The organism is Brevundimonas sp. VNH65 (assembly GCF_049445955.1).
Classification (GTDB): Bacteria; Pseudomonadota; Alphaproteobacteria; order Caulobacterales; family Caulobacteraceae; genus Brevundimonas.
In genome coordinates, this window is sequence record NZ_JBMSDX010000001.1 from 608,704 (window position 1) to 625,935 (window position 17,232).

Genomic DNA, 17,232 nt, shown 5'->3' on the forward strand with positions numbered 1-17,232 from the left:
GCGGGACATGAAACGGTACCTACTGGCCTTTACGGCCCTGGCGGTGTGTCTCGCGGCGCCGGCCGTGGCCGATGCGACCCGCGACGCCGCGATCCTTGAGGCGCTGGACAGCCCCCAGGTCTGCGGCGAGGGCGGATCGGCGCTCAACACCGACCCGGTGGCCGGCATGGTCATGGTCGATGGCTTCGGCAAGGCGACCTGGCCGGTCGACGCCATGCCCGAGGCCCAGGCCTGGTTCGATCACGGGGTGCGGCTGCGCTGGGCGTTCGAACACACGGAATCGGTCAGGGCCTTCCGCAAGGCGCGGCTGCTGGATCCGACCTGCGGCATGTGCGCCTGGGGCGAGGCCTGGGCCCTGGGTCCCAATCTGAACGGCGGCGGCAATGACGACGCCTCTCAGGCCGCCGCGCTGAAGGCCGCGCGCGAGGCCCGTCGCCTGGCGCGGGACGCCACGCCCGCCCAGCGACGCATGATCGACGCCCTGGTTCAACGATACTCCGGCCGCAAGGACACACGCGCCCGGCGGTTCGCCCGCGCCATGGACGGAATCGCGACGCGCAATCCCGACGACCTGTTGATCTCGGCGGCGACCGCCGATGCCTGGCTCCTGACCGACTATGACTGGTGGAACAAGGACGGGACGCCCAAGGCGGCCGGGGTCAGCCGCGCCATGGGCCTGCTGGAGCATTCCCTGCGGGTCGATCCCGACGATCCGGGCGCCATCCACCTCTATATCCACCTGACCGAATGGTCGGACGATCCGCATCGCGCCATCCCCTATGGCGAGCGACTGGCGCGGCTCGCCCCGGGCGCCAGCCATCTGGTGCACATGCCCTCGCATACCTTCTATCGGGTGGGCCGCTACAAGGATGCGATGAACTCCAACGTCGAGGCCGTGGCGCTGGACAAACGCTATGACCGCCTGGCCCGGCCCGAGGGCGGGGTGAAGGGCATGCCGCTGCATTCCCACAACATCCATTTCGGCATGGGCGGCGCCCTGATGGCGGGCGGCGCCGAACGGGGTGTCGAACTGGCGGACTGGTTCCTGTCGACCTATGGCGACATGGGGCCGACGGCGGTCTGGCGCGCCATCCAGGCGCACAACGCCTACGCCATCTACGGCCGGTTCGCGGACCCCGCGAAGATCGCCGCCGTGGCGGAGCCTGACGAGGCCAGATATCTGCTGCGGATTTCCTGGCGGTACATGCGCGGCGAGGCGGCGGCGCGGGCGGGCGACGCCGGGGCGGTCCGCGCCGAGGCGGCGGCGATCAAGGCGATCATCGCGGCCACGACCTTCGCCGGTCCGATGCAGGACAATCAGAAGGGCTTCGTCCAACTGGCCCAGCACGTGCTGGAGGGCCGCGCGGCGATGATCGAGGGCGATCCTGACGCCGCCGTGGCCGCCTTCTCGGCCGCGGCCGCCATCCAGGCGATGGGAGACGGGGAGGGCGGCGATCCGCCCATCATCTGGTATCCGACCCGCCGCAGTCTCGCCGCCGCCCTCCTGGCCAAGGGCGACGCCGCCGGCGCCAAGGCCAAGATCGAGGAACTGCTGAAGGACTGGCCGAACGATCCCTACAGCTATTTCGTCCTCGCCGAGGCCGAAACGGCGCTCGGCGATCGCGCCGCCGCCCAGGCCGCCCGCGACAAGGCGCGGGTCGAATGGATCGGCGGCCGCATGGACCTGAAGCTGGCCTGAGGCGAGTCGCGCCCCGGCGGCGGAACGCTTCCGCCGGGCATGGCGGTGGGCTATTCACCGCGCGGCGACACCCCGTGTCGCCTGTTCGCGATGGCGAGCCACCCATGCTGGATGGCCGCTCGTCACCGCTGAGGGAAGACTGCCAGATGTCCAAACCGCCTTCGGTCCTGATCTGCGGCTCCATTCGCGATGGGGGCGCCCTGGCCGGTGAGTTGCAGACCTACTTCCGCTGGCGATCCGAAGGTCTGATCGACCGGCTGGTGTTCAGCGGATGGCTGTCGGACCGGGCGGACGGCAACATCGATCTCATGGTCCGGAACGGCGTCGAGGTGGTGCTGTCGCATCAGCCGGTCATCAGGGGGCCCGGCCACATCTTCCATCAGATCAAGAACTTCCATTTTGGACTGCAGGCGTTTGCCGACGACGAAATCGTCCTGCGCTGCCGGACGGACAAGACGGCGCCGATCTATGCGATCGACGGCCTGACGCGTCGCTTCCACGACGCCCCGCCGCCGGGCGCCGCCGCCCCCTTCGGCAAACGCCTGATGTTGCAGGCGGCGTTGCCGCTTCAGCCGTTCTTCTTCAACGATATGGCCTTCATGGGTCTGGCGGGCGATCTCAGACGCCTGGTGTCCTTCGATATCTGGTGGGAGATCGAGCACGCCGTGTTGAACCCGGAGCAGATATTCCATCTGCCCCCCTATCGCCACTCCGCGCCCGCCACTCACGTTTTCGGCCGGGTCAATCCGGGGCTCGAACACCGGGATCCTGCCCTGTCGGTCGAAATCTATCGATTCCTGCTCACCCAGGATCTCTATCTCAGGGCCGTCGCCGAAGGGTTGGCGGCGCTTGAGGCCGGCTACTGGTTCGGCTGGGACCGGGACAGGCCCGCAGACATGCCCGAAGCCGCCTCTATCGCCGGGCTTCTGGACCTGCCGCTGCAATCCAGCGGATCGACTCTCTGGATGCAGGCCAACAGCAATATGCCGGGCCTGAACCATTCCGAAGCGGTCACGGCGCTGCTCGACATGCCCATATCGGAGGCGGACGCGCGGACGCCGCGGTCTTTCCTGTCACTCGACGCTGGCGTCCCGGAGGCTGAACTGGGGCGCCTGGCGCGGAACCTGATCGAGGGATTCGCGCAGCGTTTTCCCGGCCGACACAATGCGCCGGTGTTTCCACACGACGAAGGCGGCCTGCGCGTCATCCCGCCTCGTGTTCAGAGCGTCGCCGCCGGATAGCCGGCGCCCGACCTCGTCAAGGTTGCCCCGATCCTCAGGACTTCGCCGCCTCTATGGCGCGGTTGACCTCGTCGGGCGCGATGCCGTGGGTGGTCTTGCCGTTGATGAGGAAGGTCGGGGTGCCGGTCAGGCGGAACATCATGGCGGTGGTCTGGATGTCGGCCAGATGGACCGCGATTTCCGGCCCGGCCATGACCGCCTTGGCGCGCGCCAGGTCCACGCCCTGGGCGACCAGTATGCGATCGACCGTCTCCTCGGTCAGCGATCCCTCGACCATCAGGGCCTGATGGACGGGCAGGTACCTGCCCTGGGCGTGGGCGGCGAGGGCGGCGCGGGCGGCGTAGTGGGACATGGCGTCCTCGCCGCGATCAAGGATCGGCCAGTCCTTGAACACGAACCTGACCTCCGGGTGCGCCTGCATCAGCCGCAGGAAGTCGGGCGCCACCGCCTTGCAGCCGGGACAGCGGAAGTCGAAGAACTGGATCACGGTGACCTGGGCGTTCGCCGGGCCATAGGCCGGGTCGCGGGGGTCTGCGGCCAGCAGCGCCGGGTTGGCGGCGACGGCGGCGTTGACGGCCTCGACGCGCCCGGCCTCCTCGCGGGTCTGGCGGGCCGCGACGACCTCGTCCAGCACCTCGGGATGGGCCAGCAGATACGACCGGACGACCCGTCCGCCGAACAGGTCCGGCGCGATCCAGGGCGCGGCCGCGAACCCCAGGGCGATCACGGCGACGCCCAGGGCCAGGGCGCTGCGGCTTCTCAGCCACCCGCCACGAGCCATGGCCGGGCGAGATGACGTATTGGGCGAGCCGTCCGGGGAGGGCGGAGGAAGGTCGGTCATGTCGCCTCGGTTAGTGCGGATTCGCGTCGGCGTCCAAGCGCATCTCAGGACGACGGCGGCAGCACGGCCGGGCGACGGCGTGCGTCGCGGCGATCCAGGTCCGCGATGTCGTCCATCGTCGCGCCCGACGCCAGGACGATGTCCATGGCGCGGCGCCATTCGATGGTGTTCCGTTCCAGCATCGGCCGGGCCCGCAGGGCGAACTGGGTGGCCTGCTCGACGTCGCCGCCCGCGAAATAGGCCTCCGCCATGGCCAGCCGGGCCTCGCCCTCCTTGCCCTGGGTCGAATAGGCCTGGGACAACAGACGCCAGGCCATGGTGTTTTCCGGTTCGCGGGCCGACGCGCGTTTCAGTTCGTCGATCGCCCGATCCAGCCGCTCCCGATCCTGGGTCTCGATCAGGGCGTGCGCCAGGTTGATCCGCAGCAGGGGCGCGTCCGGCTTCAGGGTCACGGCTTTCTGGTGGGACTCGATGGCGTCGGCGGGACGGCCTTCCTCGAACAGGATCTGACCGCGCAGCTCCCACAGGTAGGGATTGTCCGGCTGCTCGCTCAACAGGGCGTCGACGGCCGCGATGGCCCGCTCTGTCTGGCCGTCGCGGTAATAGGCGATGGCGCGGGCGTAACGGGCCGGATAGCTGGTGTCGCTTTCGCGATAGGTCCGGAGCGTGGTGTTCGGCGGATCCATGAAGGCATGGATCTTGGCCAGCATGATCGCGTGCTCGGCGATCCTCTGGTCGCTGTCGCGACGGTCGTAGTTGGATGCGGCCTCGACCGGTCGACGCAGGGCCTCGATGCGTTGCCCGGACAACGGGTGGCTGCGGAAGTAAGGATAGCGCCGCGCGTCCGAGAAGACTTCCTGCGAGCGGAAGTTCTCGAAGAAGGACACCAGGCCGCGCCCGGATTCCCCGGCCGCCTCAAGGGCCCGGGCGCCCGTGATGTCGGCTTCGCCCTCCTGGCTCTGCATGTAACGCAGCGCGCTCAGGGTGCCGAAGTACTGGCTGTTGGCCATCAGCATGGCGCCGGCGCCCGGCTCGCCGGCGATGGCGGCCAGGGCGCCCAGGGCCATGGTCATCAGAAAGGGCTGCATCCCCGCGTTCTGGGCGCCGTCGCGCAGCAGATGGCGGTTCTTGATGTGACCGCCTTCGTGGGCGATCACGCCCAGCAGCTCATTGGGCGTCTCGGTCTGCAGAATCAGGCCGGTGTTCAGCCCCATGATGCGCCCGCGCGTGGCGAAGGCGTTCAGCGTCGGGTCGTTGACCAGCAGGATCTCGACTTCTTCGGGGTTCAACCCCATGGCCGTCAGGGTCGGCGCCGACCAGTCGTGAATGAAGGCCTCGATCTCGGTGTCCCGGATCAGGCTCTGGGCCGAGGCCGCCGACGGCGTCAGCAGGGCGAGACCGACGGTCAGGCCGGCGGCGACGGCGGCGAGCCGGCGGGAACCGTGGCGAACAAGGCGGTTCAAGATGAACTCCCTACCAGCGACAGGCCCCCGCCCGACCTACAGACGACTATCTAATCGCGGCCATTCAGCGGCGCCACCATCCGCGCTTGGGCTTTTCGGGCGGCGTGGTGACCTGATTGGGATCGGCGGCGATGATGGCCGAGACGTCGATCTCTGGGACCGGCGCGGCGGTCGGCTCGACGACCTCGGCGACTTCGGGCTCGGCCGGGGTCGGCTCGGGCTCGGGGGCTGCTTCGACGACGGGCGCGATTTCGGCGGCCGCCTCGAGGGCGATGTCCAGAACGACGGGCTCGCCCTCCGGCTCCGCCTCGTTCGGCTCGACCCCGGTGTCCAGATCGACCTCGGTTGTGGCCGCAGAGGCGCTGGCCGGGCGACGACGCACGCGGCGACGGCGGGGTTCGGGAGCGAGCGCCGGCGCATCCTCGCCGCCGTCCGCGGCTACGACGGCCATCGGCGTGTCGGGCGAACCGTCCGGCGGCATGCCCTCGTTGGTGGCGCGGGCCTCGACCTTGACCTCGTGGGTCATTTCACCGGCGCCGCCGCGACCCCGTCCGCGACGACGGCGACGACGTCCGCCGGCCTCGCCCGAGGTGTCGCCCAGGGTCTCGGGCGTCTCGGCGTCCTCGGTCCGTGCGGCGACGGCCGGCTCGGATTTCTGAGGGTTGATCGGGTCGAACCAGACGTAGGGATCCTCCAGCGACGGCGTGCGGCCGCGCACCCAGAAGAAGTGACCACCGGCCACGGCGCCGTCATCCTCACGCGCCCGACGTCCGCCACGACGGCCACGCCGACGGCGACGGCCGCCTTCGCCATCGTCCTCTTCGTCGTCCGCCGTCGCCTCGACGCCGGATTCCTCATCGCGCCGTCCGCCGCGACGGCGCCGGCGACGCCGACCGCCCCCGCCGACCTCGATCCGGCCGCCGGCCGCGTCGTCGTCGGTGTCCTCGCGCTCGATGTCGGCTTCGTCCTCGTCGTCTTCCTCGTCGTCCTCGTCTTCGTCCTCGTCGCTCCAGGCGGCGTCGTCGAAATCGTCCTGCAGATCGGCCAGCGAGACCTCGGGCTCGGGCGCGACGAAGTCGTCATACGACTCGGTGCGTTCGATCGTGCTTTCGCTCTGGGCCAGGCTGTCGTCGATCTGGACGACGACGTTCAGGCCGCGCTGGACCAGCAGGGACTGCAGATAGGCGCGCTTGTGGTTCAGGATATACAGGGCCACGGCGGTCGACACGCGCAGGATGACCGATCCCGCGCCGTTCTTTCCGGCCTCGGCGTCCAGCGCCCGCAGAACCGTCAGGGCGGCGGATTCCGCCGAGCGGATGCGTCCGGCGCCCTGGCAGTGCGGACAGATTTCGGTGGCGCCTTCCAGCACGCCCAAGCGGCGGCGCTGGCGGCTGATCTCCATCAGGCCGAAGGCCGATATCTTGCCCATCTGGATGCGGGCGCGATCCTCGCTCAGCGCGTCCTTCAGGATGCGCTCGACGGTCCGATTGTTCTTCGGCTCGTCCATGTCGATGAAGTCGATGACGATCAGTCCGGCCAGGTCGCGCAGACGCAGCTGGCGGGCGGCCTCGACGGCGGCCTCGCAGTTGGTCTTGAACGCCGTCTGCTCGACGTTGCGTTCCTTGGTCGCCTTGCCCGAGTTGACGTCGATGGCGACCAGGGCCTCGGTCTGGTTGATGACCAGATAGCCGCCCGACTTCAGCGTCACCACCGGCTGGTGAATCCCGGTCAGCACGTCCTCGATGCCGTTGGCGGCGAACAGGGGCCTGGCGCCCTGGTACAGATGCACCTTCTTGGACTGGGACGGCATCAGCACGCGCATGAAGTCGCGCGCCTGTTTGAAGCCCTCGATCCCCTGAACCTGGATGCCGTCGAAATCCTTGTCGAACATGTCGCGCACGGCGCGGCGGACCAGGTTCTCCTCTTCGTAGATCACCGAGGGCGCGTGGCTGGCCAGGGTGGTCTCGCGGATCGTCTCCCACAGGCGCAGCAGGTACTCATAATCGCGCCGGATCTCGGCCTTGGTCCGCTTGGCGCCGGCCGTGCGGATGATCAGCCCCATGCCCTTGGGCACTTCGAACGAGGCCACGGCGCTCTTCAGGCGGCGACGGTCCGAGCTGTTGGTGATCTTGCGCGAGATGCCGCCGCCCTTGCCGGTGTTCGGCATCAGCACGCAGTAGCGGCCGGCCAGCGACAGCCAGGTCGTCAGGGCCGCGCCCTTGGCGCCCCGCTCGTCCTTCACGACCTGGACCAGCAGAATCTGGCGACGCTTGATGACGTCCTGGATCTTGTAGCGACGCATCAGGCGGCGCTTCAGGCGCTCCTCGTCCGCCAGCTTGGCTTCGGGATCGGCCTCGTCGTCCGCCGACTCGCGGCCCAGATCGTCCTCGTCCGCCTCGTCGTCCGCCTCGGCCATGATGGCTTCGCGGTCTGCGACGGGGATCTGATAGTAGTCGGGGTGGATTTCGTTGAAGGCGAGGAACCCGTGCCGGTTGCCGCCGTATTCGACGAAGGCGGCCTGCAGGCTGGGTTCTACGCGGGTGACCTTGGCGAGGTAGATGTTGCCGCGAAGCTGGCGCTTCGTCTTCGACTCGAAGTCGAATTCCTCAACCTGGCGTCCGTCCACGATGGCGACGCGGGTTTCTTCCGCGTGCGCCGCATCGATCAGCATCGTCTTTGACATGTAGAATCTCTCTCTGGCGCGCTCTGGCCGACCCCGATGTGCTGGGGGTCATGGCGGCTCGCCGAATGGGGTAGGGGGCCTGGCCGGGCGTGGTTCCGCTGCGGATCGCGGCGATCGCCGGATCGTTGTTCCGGACAAGCCGGGCGGAAGGCGAGGCGTAAGGGCCCATGGGTCTGGTCGGTCCTCGACCCGAACGCGCCGTTTGCGGCGGCGAAGCGGGCCGGTTCTTCGATTCCTCGGGCCAGGCCCGGCGGAATCTCGGATGGGTGAAAGTCAGCGCAGGCGGGGCGACGCGTCGATCGCCGATCAGGATCGGCAGACGAACGCTCCGCGAGCGGACACAAGCATAGGCAGGCTGAAGCCGAAAGAAAAGGTTTCCGCGCTTAACTCAATCCAAACCGCGCTCGTGCAGGATGACGGCCAGCGAAGGTGGGATCGCCGTCAGAATGATGCGCAAGGCTTTTTACGCTCCGCTCTCCAGGCTCGGCCTGTGGGGCGTCAGGGAATGGACGATGACCGCCGCTGCGTTCGTCGTGATCTGCCTCGCCCTGTTCCTGGGCGGGCGCGGTATCGCGGGCGGAGCCAGCGGTGACGTGCTGGGCGTCCGCTTCGGCGGCGACGCCGAACGCACGCGCGTGGTGCTTGATCTCGGCGTTTCCGCGCGCGGCGCCGTGGTCGAGGCCGGCGACGCGGGCCGGGTCGTTCTGAACCTGTCCGGCGTGGCGCCGGGACGGGGCGTCACGGGCGACGGCTCCGGCCTGGTCAACGCCTATCGCATCTCGGCCGCCGCCGGCGCATCGCGGGTCCAGCTCGAGTTGGCCAAGGCGGTCGAGATCGAGCGCCGCTTCCTGCTTCCTCCGGGCGACGGGGTCGCCAACTACCGCTACGTCGTGGACCTCAAGGCGCGCGCCGGGGCCGGTCCCGCGCCGACGACGCCCCGGCCCGCCGCTGTGCCCAACGTCCGGCCGGCCGCCGAGACCCGTTCGGCGCCGCGCGCGTCCGCGCGACGCGACAAGCCATTGATCGTCATCGACGCCGGCCACGGCGGGCGGGATCCGGGCGCCATGGGGGCGTCGAACCGGGAAAGCGCCCTGACCCTGGCCGCCGCCCAGACGCTGAAAGCCGAGCTGGAGCGCACCGGGCGTTACCGTGTCCTGCTGACACGCACCAACGACACCTATGTCGATCTGTATCAGAGGGTCCGCATCGCCCGCCGGGCGGACGCCGACCTGTTCATCTCCCTGCACGCCGACGCCGGGGCCGATCCGGCCACGCGGGGCGCCAGCGTCTACACCCTGTCGGAACAGGGGGCGAGCCGCGCCGTGCGCGAGGTGACGCGCGGGGACGACTGGCACCGCGATCTGCACCTGCCCGGACGCGACCCGTCCGTCGACCGCATCCTGCTGGACCTCACCCAGCGGGCCACCCAGAACCGCTCCGCCCAGTTCGCCCGCACCCTCCTGAGCGGCCTCGAATCGGCCGAACACCCGATGCTGCGGCGCAGCCATCGCGACGCGGGTCTGGCGGTCCTGCTGGCCCCGGACGTGCCCGCCGTCCTGCTGGAGATGGGCTTCATCACCAATCCGGACGACGAGCGCCTGCTGGCCGACGAACGCCGCCGCCGCCGCATGATGCGCAGCGTCGCCGACAGCATCGACCGCTATTTCCGGGGCGGGTCCGAGGCTGCCCTGTTCGCCTCGGCCGACACCACGGCGGCCGGCGCGCCCTGATCGGCCCTTCTTCGGCCAATTGGCGTCTAGCCCCGATGGGCGGCGCGGTCTAAATCAGGGTTCGAGTGTCCGGCCCCTCCTGGACGCGGCGCTGGAGACCGTTGGTGAAGATTGCCGAACGCTGGTTCGTGTTGGCGGGCGTGGCCCTGCTGGGCGCTGTCGCGCTCGCGGGCTTCATCATCGCCGTCTATGCGGCCTGGCTGTTCCACGACCTGCCCGACGCGTCGGAGCTGACCGACTATCGCCCGCCGACCGCGACGCGCGTCTATGGCGGCGACGGCACCCTGATCGGCGAGTTCTCGGACGAGCGGCGAATCTACGTCACCTATGACCAGATCCCCCAGCCGGTGATCCACGCCTTCCTGGCGGCGGAGGACAAGAAGTTCTTCGACCACGGCGGCATCGACGTGTCCGGTCTGGGCCGGGCCATGTTTAAGAACGTCTTCAACTTCGTCGCCGGCCGACGGCTGGAGGGCGGCTCGACCATCACCCAGCAGGTGGCCAAGAACGTCCTGCTGACCAACGAGTCCACGATCGGCCGCAAGCTGAAGGAGGCGATCCTTTCCAGCCGCCTCGAGGCCACGCTGACGAAAGAACAGATCCTCGAACTGTATCTGAACGAGATCTTCCTCGGCTATCGCTCCTATGGCGTGGCCTCGGCCGCCTACAACTATTTCGGCAAGTCGCTGAACCAGCTGACGCCCGACCAGGCCGCCTTCCTCGCCGCCCTGCCGAAGGGGCCGAACAACTATCATCCAAAACGGCATCCCGGCGCGGCCAAGGGGCGGCGCGACTGGGTCCTGGGCGAGATGAACCAGGCGGGGTGGCTGAGCGACGCCGACCTGGTCGCCTCACAGGCGCGGCCGCTGGCGGCCAATGACGCGCCGCAGCGCGCCCAGTACCGCGACGCCGACTTCTTCGTCGAGGAGGCGCGACGTCAGGCCCTGGCCACCAAGGACATCGGCGAGCATCTGAACGCAGGCGGCTTCTATATGCGGACGACGCTGGACCCCAGCCTCCAGACCGCCGCGCGCGACGCCCTGATGACGGGGCTCGAGAACTATGATCGTCGCCACGGCTGGCGCGGCGCCTGGGGCGAGACGGATTTCGCCGAGGGCTGGCAGGCGGCGGCGCTCAAGCGTCAGACGCCGCCCGAACGGCGGGCCTGGCGCGCGGCGGCGGTCACCGCCGCCTCGGGCAATTCGGTCCAGGTCGTCACCGCCCGCGACGGCGACACCGGCAGCCTGATCCCCGCCGACGCGGCCTGGGCCAACGCCCGTCGTCCGCTGAAGCGCGGCGACCTGATCTTCGTTGAGCCCCGCAACGGCCAGTTCGCCCTCAAACAGGTGCCGGCGGTCAACGGCGCCCTGGTGGCTGTCGAGCCCCAGTCGGGACGCGTCCTCGCCATGGTGGGCGGCTACTCCTACGCCCTGTCCAGCTTCAACCGCGCGACCCAGGCCAAGCGCCAGCCGGGCTCGGCGTTCAAGCCCTTCGTCTATGCGACGGCGCTGGAAGGGGAATACACCCCGGCCTCGATCGTGCTGGACGCCCCGATCAGCTTCGCCGGCGGCCCGAACGGCCAGCGCTGGACGCCCGAGAACTACAGCCGCGAATACTACGGACCCCAGACCCTGCGTCGCGGGCTGGAGCTGTCGCGCAACGTCATGACCGTGCGTCTGGCCCAGGCGGTCGGCATGCGCCGTATCGTCGACCAGTCCGAGAAGATGGGCCTGCCCGGCCTGTCGCCGAACCTTTCGGTGTCGCTCGGCGCCGGCGAGGTGACCCCGTTGCAGCTGACGGCGGCCTATTCGGCCTTCGTCAACGGCGGACGCCGCGTCCAGCCCTATCTGATCGACTATATCCAGGACCGGAACGGCGAGACCGTCTGGCGCGCGGACCGTCGCAACTGCCGTGAGTGCGGGCGCGCCTTCAGCGGCCAGGCCTCGCCCCGCCTCGACGCCCGCGGCGCCCAGGTGATCGACCCGATCACCGCCTATCAGGTCAGCTCCATGCTGGAAGGCGTGATCCAGCGCGGCACCGCCGCCAGCGCCCGCGGCCTGGGCCGCTGGATCGGCGGCAAGACGGGCACGACCAACGACTACCGGTCGGCGTGGTTCGTCGGCTTCTCCTCCGACATCGTGGTCGGGGTCTTCATCGGCTTCGACGACAACCGGTCCCTCGGGGGCGGAGAGACGGGGGCGACGACCCCGGTGCCCATCTTCACCCAGTTCATGCAGCAGGCGCTGAAGGAGCGGCCGGCGCGTCCGTTCGTGCGTCCGCGCAACGCCGTCTTCCGCGTGGTCAATGGCACCGAGGAAGCCTTCCGTCCCGGAACCGAGCGTCAGCGGGAGGAACAGGCGCCGGTCGATCCGACCATCCCGGTCGGACCCCAGAACTACAACGAGATCATCCGGCGCGAGCTGGAGGCCGAGACCGCCCCGCCGCCGTCCGCCCCGCCGCCCAGCGCCCCGCCGCCGCCCACGCCGCAGCGGCCGCCGGCCGAGGACCTCAGCGGCCTCTATTAGGGCGTCCGGCCCAGGTTCGGGCTTTCCCTTTGAGCGGCGGACCTATATGTCCGCCGCTCGCATTTTGTATCGCGGGAGTTTGCGATGAGACCGGATGTCGAGGCCATGAAGGCCGACATCGAGCAGAGCGTCGCTCTGCTCAGGAGGCGTCTTTGACTGGGACGTCGCTGTAAGAAAGCTCGATGAGCTGAACGCCAGGGTCGAGGATCCGACCCTGTGGGACGACCCCGACCAGGCCCAGGCCGTCAGCCGCGACCGGTCGCGCCTGGAATCCCAGATCTCCGCCGTGCGCGAGATGGAGCAGGGGCTGGAAGACGGCGTCATGCTGTCCGAAATGGCCGACGAGGAAGGCGACGAGGCCGCCCTCGAGGATGCGCGCGCCCATCTGAAGGCGATCAAGGACCGCGCCGCGCGCGCCGAGCTGGAAGCCCTGCTGTCCGGCGAGGCCGACGGCAATGACGCCTATCTGGAGGTCAACTCCGGCGCCGGCGGCACCGAGAGCTGCGACTGGGCCGGCATGCTGCTGCGGATGTACACCCGCTGGGCCAAGGCGCACGGATACGAGGTCGAGTTGGAGGCGTCGGAAGACGGCGATCAGGCCGGCATCAAGTCGGCGACTATCCTGGTCACCGGCCCCAACGCCTATGGCTGGCTGAAGTCGGAATCGGGCGTGCACCGGCTGGTCCGCATCAGTCCGTATGACGCGGCCGCCAAGCGCCACACCTCCTTCGCCTCGGTCGGGGTTTCGCCCGTCGTCGACGACACCATCGAGATCGACATCAATCCGGCCGATGTGCGCACCGACACCTATCGCGCCTCGGGATCCGGCGGACAGCACGTCAACAAGACGGATTCGGCCGTGCGCCTGACGCACATTCCGACCAACACCGTCGTGGCCTGCCAGGCCGGCCGGTCACAGCACCAGAACCGCGATCAGGCGTGGAAGATGCTGCGGGCCCGCCTCTACGAGCTTGAGCTGCAGAAGCGCGAGGCGGCGGCCCAGGCCCTGGCCGACGCCAAGACCGATATCGGCTGGGGGCACCAGATCCGCTCCTATGTCTTGCAGCCCTATCAGATGGTGAAGGACCTGCGGACAGAGGTCGAAACCTCGGACACCCAGGGCGTGCTGGACGGCGATCTGGACGCCTTCATGGGGGCGGCGCTCGCGGCCCGCGTGGGCGAGACCCGGGGCTCCACCACCGAATAGCCGACAGAATGACGAAAGGCCCCGGCGATCACCGGGGCCTTTCTCATCTCAGCGATGCGTCGCGGTCAGAGCGGGCGCAGCGGCACGGCGTCGAGGGCCGATTCCAGCGCCGCCTGGGCCGACCCGGCCGGAGACGTCGGCGCCGGGGACGCGGGGGCGGAGAAGGTCGGCTGCACCGGAGCGGGCTCCGGCGCGGGAGCGGGCGCGGGAGCGGGAGCCGGGGCAGGAGCGGGAGCCACCGCCGCCGGGGCGGGAGCGGCCGGGGCTTCGCGGCGGCTTTGCAGGACGCGGCCCTGGAAATAGGCGCCGATGTCGATCGACAGCTGTTCGGCGGTGATGTCCCCGTCGACATAGGCGGTGGCGACCAGCTTCACCTGACGGCCGGAGACGCCGCCGACGATCCGGCCGCGCACTTCCAGATATTCGGCGCTGACATTGCCTTCGACCGAGCCGGTTTCGCCGACGATCAGGCGCCCGACGCGGATGTCGCCCTTGACGGCGCCGTCGACCTGCAGGTCGCCGTTGCCCGACACCGTGCCCTCGAACTGCAGATCCGCAGCCAGGGTGGACAGGCTGCGGGCCGGAGCCGCAGGCACGGGCGCCGGGGCGGGGCTCGACGCCGCAGCGGCGGCGGGACGCGGCGACTCCGGCAACGGCGGAACATCGGCGATGGCGGGCCGGGTCGTCGGCTTAGTGGTCTTGTTGAACAAGATAATCTCCTGCCTTGAGGAAGCGGGCTGGGTTCTGGGGACGTCCGTCGACCCACACCTCATAGTGCAGGTGGACGCCGGTGGATCGGCCGGTCGTGCCCATGGCGCCGATGCGCTGGCCGACCGCGATCGCCTGTCCGGGCTGGACGGCGATGGCGTTCAGATGGGCGAACCGAGTCTTGAAACCTCGCCCATGGTCTATCTCAACGGTGTTGCCATACCCTGAACGCACGCCGGTGAAGGAGACGACGCCCGGCGCCGTGGCCAGGATCGGGGTGTTCAGGGGCGCGGCGAAGTCCTGGCCCTGGTGCAGGGCCGGCCGGCCGTTGAAGGGATCGAACCGCACGCCGTAGCCGGAGGTGGTCCGGGCGTGCGCGGGGCGGGACAGGGGCAGGGCGTCGGCCGCGTCGGCCAGGTCGCGCATTTCGCCCAGGCTGTCGGCCGCCTGACGAATGCGCAGGGCGAAGGCCTCGTCCACGTCCAGGATGGCCGCCAGGGCCCGCGGGTCGCGCGCCTCGACCAGGGGGCCGCCCAGGGCCGCGCCCGCGGCGGCGTAGGCGGCGGGGTTCAGTCCGGCTAAGCGAAAAGCCAGCCGCAGCCGCTCGGCCCGGCTCTGTGCGAAGGTCTCGGCGCGCGCGATCAGCCGCTCCTGATCCAGTCGGACGGCCATGATCCGCTGGCCCGGCGTCAGATCGCCGCTCGCCGGTCGAACGGGACGCAGGGCCGCGCGGGCGCCCGGGACGCCCCGGAACTGGCCCATGACCTGGGTCAGGGCGGCGTGCCGCCGCTCGACGGTGCGGGCGATGTCGTCCAGCGATCCTGTGGTCGTGGACATCCGCATGACGGCGCTGTCCAGTCGGGCCTGTAGGTCGGCGTTGGCCCGTTCGGCCGCCGCCCGATCCTGCGCCGCCCGTTCCTGATCCGCACGCGTCGATACCGCGTCGATCGCGACCGAAGCCGAAGCCAGCAGGGTCCAGCCGCCGACCACGGCCGCGACCCCGGCCAGGATCATCTGCTTGCGGCTGCTGACCGCATAGCCGCGGATCTCGCCGTTCGATCGCAAATAGATCTGACGCTCGGGAAACCAGCGTCTGATCCAGCCCCCGCTGGTCATGTCCGTTTCCTGCCCACAGGCCGAAGCCCCCAAAACCGGCGGCACTATCCGTCAGAGATTCGGGGGCGGCAACACTGTTTACGTCTCGTTAACCATCAATATGGCCGCGAAACGCCTCACGCGAATCTGGATCGACGGAAGATTCGCGTCACGGGCGATCGGATGACGTTCAGTAGGTCGGACGGCGGAGTCTGAACCCCGCCTTTTCAGGTCTCACTCGCCGCCAGAACCGCCTCGGCGTGTCCCTTGACCGACACCTTGCGCCAGGCCTGGGCGACCGTTCCGCCGGCGTCGATCAGAAAGGTCGCCCGTTCGATGCCCATATAGGTGCGGCCGTACAGCTGCTTCTCGCCCCAGACGCCGAAGGCCTCGGTCACCGCGCCGTCCTCGTCCGACGCCAGGATGACGCCCAGCTCACGCTTTTCCGCGAACCGCGCCAGCTTCTTCACCGGGTCGCGGGACACGCCGATCACCGTCACCCCCGCCGCCTCGAAACGCGGCAGCAGGGCGGTGAAGTCCTGGCCTTCCGTCGTGCAGCCCGGCGTGTCGGCCTTGGGATAGAAGTAGAGCACATAGGACCTGCCCTTCAGGCCCTCGGACGAAATCCGGTCGCCCGAGGCCGTGGCCATGTCGAAGGCGGGGGCGGGCATGCCGGGCTCGAGCGCCATCAGACCGGCCTCACCAGGACGATCTTCTTCTTGCCCGCCGCCAGCTTCAGCACTCCGTCCGCATTGACGTCGTCCGCCGCGATCAGGCGCGCGCCGTCGGCGATCGCTTCGTCGTTCAGACGCAGGCCGCCGCCCTGGGCCAGGCGCCGGGCCTCGCCGTTGGAGGCGCTGAGGCCCGCCCGGGTCGCCACGGCGGCGATCATCGCCCCGATAACCTCGTCCTTCGCCAACTCCACGGTCGGAAGATCTGCCGAGATCTGGCCCTTCTCGAAGGCGCTTTCGGCCGCCGCCCGCGCCGTCGCGGCCGCTTCCGCGCCGTGCAGCAGGGTCGTCGCCGCATCAGCCAGCGCCTTCTTGGCGTCGTTGATCGCGGCGCCTTCCAGCGCCTCGAAGGCCGCGATCTCGTCCAGCGACAGGTCGGTGAACAGGCGCATGAAGCGGCCGACGTCGGCGTCCTCGGCGTTGCGCCAGAACTGCCAGTAGTCGTAGGGGCTCAACTGCTCGGCGTTCAGCCACACCGCGCCCTGGGCCGTCTTGCCCATCTTGCCGCCCGAGGCCGTGGTCAGCAGCGGCGTGGTCAGGCCGAAGGCGGCCTTCTGATCCACACGGCGCACCAGATCGACGCCCGAGACGATATTGCCCCACTGGTCCGACCCGCCCATCTGCAGTGTAACGTTTAGGCGGCGGTTCAGCTCCAGGAAGTCCACCGACTGCATCAGCATGTAGTTGAATTCCAGGAAGGTCATCGGCTGCTCGCGCTCCAGCCGCAGCTTGACCGAGTCAAACGCCAGCATCCGGTTGACCGTGAACTGGGTGCCGAAATCGCGCAGGAACTGGATGTAGCCGTATTTCGACAGCCACTCGTCATTGTCGATCATGACCGCGTCGGTGGGGCCCTCGCCGAAGGTCAGGAACTTCTCGAACACCGTCTTGATGGTGGCGATGTTCGACTTGATCGTCTCGTCCGTCAGGTGCGGGCGCGAGGCGTCCTTGCCGGTCGGGTCGCCGACCTTGGTCGTGCCGCCGCCCATGATGACGACGGGTTTGCCGCCGGCCTGCTGCAGCCGGCGCAGCATCATGATCTGGATCAGGCTGCCGACATGCAGCGAGGGCGCCGTGGCGTCAAAGCCGATGTAGCCCGTCACCACGCCGGACGCCGCTGCGGCGTCCAGTTCGGCCGGATGCGTGATCTGGTGGATGTAGCCGCGCGACTGCAGCGTGCGCAGGAAATCGGACTTGAATTCGGTGTCGGTCATGGACGGCTCCGTTAGCAGGGATGCCGGCGGCCGTCTTGTCAGATTGCGCGCCGGAGTGCGGCGCAGGTTCGCGGGCCGCTCGCTAGATCAGCGGG

12 protein-coding genes are annotated in these 17,232 nt (G+C 69.2%); 5 read left to right on the top strand and 7 right to left on the bottom strand.

What is annotated here, in order from left to right; genetic code table 11:
- Window positions 1–7 precede the first annotated feature (7 nt).
- Window positions 8–1,699: a tetratricopeptide repeat protein gene (locus ACO2Q1_RS02970; protein ID WP_423328054.1), complete on the top strand. Its 1,692-nt coding sequence runs from the start codon at window positions 8–10 to the stop codon at window positions 1,697–1,699.
- A 146-nt stretch (window positions 1,700–1,845) separates the two neighbouring features.
- Complete coding sequence (locus ACO2Q1_RS02975) at window positions 1,846–2,940, top strand: hypothetical protein (protein WP_423328055.1); 1,095 nt, start codon at window positions 1,846–1,848, stop codon at window positions 2,938–2,940.
- A gap of 34 nt (window positions 2,941–2,974) precedes the next feature.
- Here ACO2Q1_RS02975 and ACO2Q1_RS02980 read toward each other — a convergent pair whose 3' ends face one another.
- The 3 genes from ACO2Q1_RS02980 to ACO2Q1_RS02990 all read right to left on the bottom strand — a co-directional run bounded on the left by ACO2Q1_RS02980 (window position 2,975) and on the right by ACO2Q1_RS02990 (window position 7,927).
- Entirely contained in the window at window positions 2,975–3,781 is an 807-nt protein-coding gene (locus ACO2Q1_RS02980) for a DsbA family protein (protein WP_423328056.1), read from the bottom strand.
- A gap of 44 nt (window positions 3,782–3,825) precedes the next feature.
- Window positions 3,826–5,247 (bottom strand): M48 family metalloprotease, encoded by a 1,422-nt coding sequence (locus ACO2Q1_RS02985; RefSeq protein ID WP_423328239.1) that lies wholly within the window; start codon window positions 5,245–5,247, stop codon window positions 3,826–3,828.
- A 61-nt stretch (window positions 5,248–5,308) separates the two neighbouring features.
- On the bottom strand, window positions 5,309–7,927 hold the full coding sequence (locus ACO2Q1_RS02990; protein ID WP_423328057.1) for an Rne/Rng family ribonuclease: 2,619 nt from the start codon (window positions 7,925–7,927) through the stop codon (window positions 5,309–5,311).
- A 512-nt stretch (window positions 7,928–8,439) separates the two neighbouring features.
- Here ACO2Q1_RS02990 and ACO2Q1_RS02995 point away from each other — a divergent pair.
- The 3 genes from ACO2Q1_RS02995 to prfB all read left to right on the top strand — a co-directional run bounded on the left by ACO2Q1_RS02995 (window position 8,440) and on the right by prfB (window position 13,389).
- Window positions 8,440–9,657 carry an N-acetylmuramoyl-L-alanine amidase family protein gene (locus ACO2Q1_RS02995; RefSeq protein ID WP_423328058.1) on the top strand — a complete coding sequence of 406 codons (1,218 nt, stop codon included), beginning with the start codon at window positions 8,440–8,442 and terminating at the stop codon, window positions 9,655–9,657.
- 104 nt (window positions 9,658–9,761) lie between these two features.
- Window positions 9,762–12,182 (top strand): penicillin-binding protein 1A, encoded by a 2,421-nt coding sequence (locus ACO2Q1_RS03000; RefSeq protein ID WP_423328059.1) that lies wholly within the window; start codon window positions 9,762–9,764, stop codon window positions 12,180–12,182.
- Between the two features lie 84 nt (window positions 12,183–12,266).
- A protein-coding gene (prfB, locus tag ACO2Q1_RS03005; RefSeq protein ID WP_423328060.1) for a peptide chain release factor 2 occupies window positions 12,267–13,389 on the top strand; the annotation gives its coding sequence in 2 pieces (ribosomal slippage) (window positions 12,267–12,335 and window positions 12,337–13,389; 1,122 coding nt in all).
- Between the two features lie 65 nt (window positions 13,390–13,454).
- On the opposite strand, the gene ACO2Q1_RS03010 is transcribed toward prfB, so the two are convergent.
- The 4 genes from ACO2Q1_RS03010 to tyrS form a co-directional block, all read right to left on the bottom strand.
- Window positions 13,455–14,099: a bactofilin family protein gene (locus ACO2Q1_RS03010; protein WP_423328061.1), complete on the bottom strand. Its 645-nt coding sequence runs from the start codon at window positions 14,097–14,099 to the stop codon at window positions 13,455–13,457.
- Entirely contained in the window at window positions 14,080–15,213 is a 1,134-nt protein-coding gene (locus tag ACO2Q1_RS03015; RefSeq protein WP_423328062.1) for a peptidoglycan DD-metalloendopeptidase family protein, read from the bottom strand. The genes ACO2Q1_RS03010 and ACO2Q1_RS03015 overlap by 20 nt, the downstream gene beginning before the upstream one ends.
- A gap of 206 nt (window positions 15,214–15,419) precedes the next feature.
- A complete protein-coding gene (gene bcp, locus ACO2Q1_RS03020; RefSeq protein WP_423328063.1) occupies window positions 15,420–15,881 on the bottom strand; it encodes a thioredoxin-dependent thiol peroxidase in 462 nt (153 codons plus the stop codon).
- Complete coding sequence (gene tyrS / locus ACO2Q1_RS03025; protein ID WP_423328064.1) at window positions 15,881–17,137, bottom strand: tyrosine--tRNA ligase; 1,257 nt, start codon at window positions 17,135–17,137, stop codon at window positions 15,881–15,883. The genes bcp and tyrS overlap by 1 nt, the downstream gene beginning before the upstream one ends.
- Window positions 17,138–17,232 lie beyond the last annotated feature (95 nt).